Raw genomic sequence first — 400 nt, 5'->3', positions numbered from 1 at the left:
GAGTAAAGATTCTGACGGTCATTATTTTATAGAATACAGAATTAAAAATAATGAAGATAAAAAAGGGAGGTTGCTGCAGGCAAGTGGAAGAGTATTCTATGACCAAAAGGGGAATCCTCTGAGTCTTAACGGTACATTAAGAGATATTACCGAACAAAAAAAAGAGGAGCAAAGAAAAGATGACTTTATGGGAATGGTAAGCCACGAACTTAAAACGCCTCTTAMTTCTCTTAAAGTATATCTGCAGATGTTGCAGAGAATGGCTGTAGATGAGCAAAGCGTAAAGCAGAAGAACATGCTTGAAAGATCGCTCAAACAGGTAGATTATATGAACAATATGATCACTGGTTTCCTTAATGTTTCAAGGCTTGATTCCGGACAAATGTATATGGATAAAAAA

Annotated in this window: 1 protein-coding gene; it reads left to right on the top strand. The window is 35.8% G+C overall.

Annotated features, from left to right (window positions below; all coding sequences use genetic code 11):
- Positions 1-400 (top strand): histidine kinase dimerization/phospho-acceptor domain-containing protein (locus tag AB4Y90_RS18270; protein ID WP_441558975.1); only part of this gene is annotated, 400 nt, incomplete at both ends.

The sequence above is a fragment of the Chryseobacterium sp. 2TAF14 genome, assembly GCF_052115105.1.
Taxonomy (GTDB): Bacteria; Bacteroidota; Bacteroidia; order Flavobacteriales; family Weeksellaceae; genus Chryseobacterium.
The sequence above is the reverse complement of the archived record's forward strand: the minus strand, read 5'-3'. Positions and strand labels throughout refer to the sequence as shown.